2 protein-coding genes are annotated in these 916 nt (G+C 70.0%); both read right to left on the reverse strand.

Annotated elements, in window-relative coordinates:
- A partial coding sequence (locus PROKR_RS33535; protein WP_036959339.1) for a hypothetical protein occupies nucleotides 1-249 on the reverse strand: 249 nt, incomplete at its 3' end.
- Nucleotides 246-761, reverse strand: coding sequence for a DNRLRE domain-containing protein (locus PROKR_RS38120; RefSeq protein WP_157601839.1), 516 nt, complete (start codon nucleotides 759-761; stop codon nucleotides 246-248). The genes PROKR_RS33535 and PROKR_RS38120, both read right to left, overlap by 4 nt.
- Nucleotides 762-916 lie beyond the last annotated feature (155 nt).

The raw sequence follows: 916 nt of genomic DNA on the forward strand, positions 1-916 counted from the left end.
CCCGGTGTTGACCGGGGTAGTCACCCGGGCGAGCGTCGCGTTGTTCCCCGTCCAGCCCGTGGTGTTCGTCGAGAAGGAGGGGTTGGGGAGTCGCTGGGCGGCGATCTCGGCGAGGTCGACGTCAGACGACGTGGTGAGCACCTCGCCGGAGTCGTAGACCGGCGACGAGAAGCTCTCGGAGGTCGAGACCTGCGCGCGCGCTGACGCGAGCTCCGTGTCGCCCGACACGTCCTCGTAGGCGAACGTCACATGCGGGAGCGCGAGAGACGTAGCCGCCTCGGACGGGCGGAGGTCTGTCGGCTGTGAGGGGTTGTCGGCCCAGGTGACCGTGAGGGTCGGCCGTTGGCGGAGTTGAAGCCGTAGAACTGGTGGGTGGCCGTCGCGGTCGTGGCGATGCGCCAGCCGTAGTTCTGGAGCCCGCCGGCCCAGGCCTGGACGAAGCTCGTCACGTCGATCTGGACCGTGTCGCCGTCGGACAGGGAGCCGACGACCGCCGACCCCGCGGAGGGCCCGCCGGCCGGCATGTTGTCCAGTTGAGCCGGGACGCCTTCCACGAGGCAGTTGCCCGGCGAGCACTGACGGTCCGGGTGCCCGTGGACGGACCCCCGGGCCGTCAGTGTGAGCGTGGCCGACGTGACCGTAGCGCCCGCGGGGACGGGGCTGCGGAGCCAGACGAACGCATTGGCGATGCCGTCGCGCACCTTCAGGGGCAGGCTCGCGCGGGTGCGCCAGGTTGGGATACCCGGAGCTGGCCCAGGCATCGAACCCTGAGCGGACGGTCTGTGTGCTCAATGCGTCCTCCTAGTGGTCAGTTCATCCGGCGGGTGGTGCCGGCGAACTCGTTGGCGTCGTCGATGGCGTCCTCCGCGATCTCGCGGAAGTAGCCCCGTGCCCCTTCTCCCAGTTCGTGATGACG

It is taken from the genome of Promicromonospora kroppenstedtii DSM 19349 (genome assembly GCF_000515355.1).
Lineage (GTDB): Bacteria > Actinomycetota > Actinomycetes > Actinomycetales > Cellulomonadaceae > Promicromonospora > Promicromonospora kroppenstedtii.

Bases quoted from the DNA above. Each gene is read 5' to 3' on its own strand.
- PROKR_RS38120 (WP_157601839.1), bottom strand. From the start codon at position 761: ATGCCTGGGCCAGCTCCGGGTATCCCAACCTGGCGCACCCGCGCGAGC.